3 protein-coding genes and 1 pseudogene are annotated in these 3,292 nt (G+C 73.5%); 1 reads left to right on the top strand and 3 read right to left on the bottom strand.

Annotated features, from left to right (window positions below; genetic code table 11):
• Positions 1–278: pseudogene (locus DKL51_RS28680) on the bottom strand (leucyl aminopeptidase); the annotation flags it as partial.
• Between the two features lie 162 nt (positions 279–440).
• Here DKL51_RS28680 and gcvT point away from each other — a divergent pair.
• Complete coding sequence (gcvT, locus tag DKL51_RS28675; protein WP_124812757.1) at positions 441–1,571, top strand: glycine cleavage system aminomethyltransferase GcvT; 1,131 nt, start codon at positions 441–443, stop codon at positions 1,569–1,571.
• Between the two features lie 94 nt (positions 1,572–1,665).
• On the opposite strand, the gene DKL51_RS28670 is transcribed toward gcvT, so the two are convergent.
• The gene (locus DKL51_RS28670) at positions 1,666–2,958 is read right to left on the bottom strand and encodes a DUF2314 domain-containing protein (RefSeq protein WP_124812755.1); all 1,293 of its coding nucleotides are present in this window, start codon (positions 2,956–2,958) and stop codon (positions 1,666–1,668) included.
• Between the two features lie 65 nt (positions 2,959–3,023).
• Positions 3,024–3,292 (bottom strand): adenosylcobinamide-GDP ribazoletransferase (locus DKL51_RS28665; protein ID WP_185734949.1); only part of this gene is annotated, 269 nt, incomplete at its 5' end.

Genomic DNA, 3,292 nt, shown 5'->3' with positions numbered 1-3,292 from the left:
CGACCGGCGGCCCCGGCGACGATCGGGGCGGTGACCGTGCCCAGCGTGGCCAGCTTGATCACCTCGCCGGGGCCGCCGGTCGCGCCGAGCAGCGCCAGCGTCTCGGTCAGCTTGCCGTCGAACGCGGCGGCGATGCTCTCCGCGCCGCTGGCGAGCAGCAGGCTGCCGGCGGCATCCTGCTCGCCGGGCTGGCTGTGCACGCCGATCACGATCGCGTCGACGGCGAGTTCGGCGGGGTCGGTGTCGACCAGGCTCAGGGTGGTGCGAGGTGATGTCACTGAAGCTACTCCGGGCGGGCCGGGCCGGCCGCGTCGTCGCGTACCGGCGATGAAGGTCTCCGGCGGCAACCTACCCGCCGGACGTCAGGTGCGTCCCGTCGATCGGATCGACGGGTCCCGCCGATGCTAACCAGACGTTCAGGTCCCGGTAAGTTGCCACCCATGACCGAGGTGACCACCGACGCCGCCGAGACCCGGCTCCGTCGTTCCCCGCTGCACGAGCGGCACACCGCTCTCGGCGCCAAATTTGCCCCGTTCGGGGGCTGGGAGATGCCGCTGGAGTACGCCGGTGGCGGCGTCCTCAAGGAGCACACGGCGGTCCGTACCGGGGTCGGCGTCTTCGACGTCTCGCACCTCGGCAAGGCCCGGATCACCGGGCCGGGCGCCGCCGACTTCGTCAACGCCTGCCTCACCAACGACCTCGGCCGGATCGCACCCGGCAAGGCGCAGTACACGCTCTGCTGCGACGAGGCGACCGGCGGCGTGGTGGACGACATCATCGCCTACCTGCACGCCGACGACCACGTCTTCCTCATCCCGAACGCCGCCAACACCGCCGAGGTGGTCCGCCGGCTCCGCGCCGCCGCGCCGACCGGGGTGGCGGTCACCGACGAGCACGAGGCGTACGCGGTGCTGGCCGTGCAGGGGCCGCGCTCGGCCGAGCTGCTCGGGGCGCTGGGCCTGCCCACCGAGCACAGCTACATGAGCTTCTCCACCGCCACGCTCGACGGGGTGCAGCTGACCGTGTGCCGGACCGGCTACACCGGCGAGCTGGGCTACGAGCTGGTCGTACCGGCCGAGCAGGCGGTCGCCGTGTGGGACGCGCTCTTCGCCGCCGGCGAGGCGTACGAGCTGCGGGCCTGCGGTCTGGCCGCCCGGGACACGCTGCGCACGGAAATGGGCTACCCGCTGCACGGGCAGGACCTGTCGCTTGAGATCACCCCGGTGCAGGGCCGCTCCGGGTGGGCGGTGGGCTGGGACAAGCCGGCCTTCTGGGGCCGGGAGGCGCTGCTCGCCGAGAAGGCCGCCGGCCCCCGGCGTACGCTGCGCGGCCTGGAGGCCGTCGACCGGGCGATCCCGCGCCCCGGCATGGCGGTCTACGCGGGTGACACCCGGGTCGGCACGATCACCAGCGGCACCTTCAGCCCGACGAAGAAGCAGGGCATCGCTCTCGCCCTGCTCGACACCGACCTGAAGATCGCCGACGGTGACGTCGTCGAGGTCGACATCCGCGGCCGCCGCGCCCAGATGCGCGTCACCCGTCCTCCCTTCGTCACCCCCTCGGTCAAGTAACCCGCCGGGCGGTTGTTGATCAAGAGGTTTGCGTCGGAATCCGGTCGCCGGAAGACGCAAACTTCTTGATCAACTCACGCGGGAGCGGGAGGGGTCAGTCCGCGGTGGGGCGTTCGCCGGCGTCGAGGACCGCTTGGGTCCAGCCGCCTTCGATGACGCCGGTGCCGTCGAGTAGGGCCCAGTCGACCACGTCGGCGGCCTCCACCACCACCGGGGCGCCGATCCGGACCGTCGGGTCGGTGGCGGCGTCGCTGGCGCTCGCGCCGACGATCCGCTCCGGGGTGTCCCAGGACGTCACCCCGGCCCAGACGAACTCCGGGCCGTCGTCGCCGGGCAGGCCGTACTTGATCACGAGCTGCGTCTCGGCGGGGAGCTTCCCGGCCAGGAACCGGGCCCGGATGTCGCCCAGTCCGGCCCGGGCGGTGGCGATCGCCTTGCTCATCGCGTCACCCGGACGGGCGTACCGGACGTCCGGCTGGATGCCGGCGAAGAGGGTGGCGCAGGCGGCGGCGAAGTAGCGCCCCGGCGGCCCCGGGTGCCCGGGCGGCGGGCGCAGGCTGAGGAACGAGTCCGCGTCCGGGTCGGTGGCCGGGTCCAACTCCAGCCGGAGCAGCACCGGCGCCGTCGCCCCGTGCTGCTCCGGATTGCCGTACGCGACGGCGATGTCGTGCCCGGTCACCGTGGCCAGCACCGGCAGCTGCACGAACGCCGGCACCTCCTCGCCCGTCAGCCCCTCGGTCCACTCCCGCAGCAGCCGGCGGGCGGCACCGGTCATCACCGCGCCCCAGGCCCGGGTGAGGTGGTCCGGCACCCCCTGGGCCTGGAGTTCCAGCAGGCCGAACCGGCGCAGCCCCTTGGTGGTGAACCAGAGCCCGTCGGCGTCCGACGAGTACGGCACGAGCACCCAGTCGACCAGCCGGATCCGGCCCTCCTCGTCGGGGAGGGAACGCAGCGCGGTCGCCGGGTCGAGGAACTGCAGACCGAAGACGTCCACCACGTCACCCTTGACCGTCTCGGCGACCGCCGCGGCGACCGCCCGGGCCGCCCACTCGTGCGCGGGCGGCCAGCCCGGCCGGTACTCCGCCTGCACCACCACGAGATGGGTGGCGGCGGCCAGCCGGGCCAACTGCGCCTCGGTGGCACCGAACGCGGTCAGCAGGTCCGGCGGCAGTTCGGGGAACTCGCTGATCAGCCGGGTGTCCACGGTCATCAGCGGGCTGTCGAGCATCTGCCTTGCCAGCCCGTGCACCGGCTCGGCGAGTCGCCCGGTGAGCGCCTCGACGGCGGTCTTCGGGCTGACCTTCGGCAAGCCGGCGACGGGTACCAGATAGGTCGCGTCCAGCGACTCCGGGACCGGTACGGGCAGGAAGTCGTCCGTGATGAGCATGCCGTCCCCCATCGACCGCGCCGGTGCTGTCGTTGAAGAACGCTACCCGGACGGGTGGCCCGCGCTCAGCCGGACAGCACCAGTCCCAGGTAGACCAGCGTGGTGACGATCTCCACGGTGGCCCCGAGCACGTCGCCGGTGACCCCGCCGAGCCGGCGTACCACGTGGCGGAGCAGGCCGACCGCGACGGCGAGGGCGGCGACCACGGCGACCGGTCCCTGCCACGGGCGGCCTGGTACCGCCGGCACCGCCAGCAGCGCGACGGCGACCGTGCCGACGACCAGGGCGACCGGCCCGACGGTGCCGGCGACCAGCGCGCCCAGCCCCTCCGGCC

Origin of the sequence: Micromonospora globispora (genome assembly GCF_003857015.1) — a bacterium.
Taxonomy (GTDB): domain Bacteria; phylum Actinomycetota; class Actinomycetes; order Mycobacteriales; family Micromonosporaceae; genus Micromonospora; species Micromonospora globispora.
Note: the sequence above shows the minus strand (reverse complement) of the source record. Positions and strands in the feature narration are given on the sequence as shown.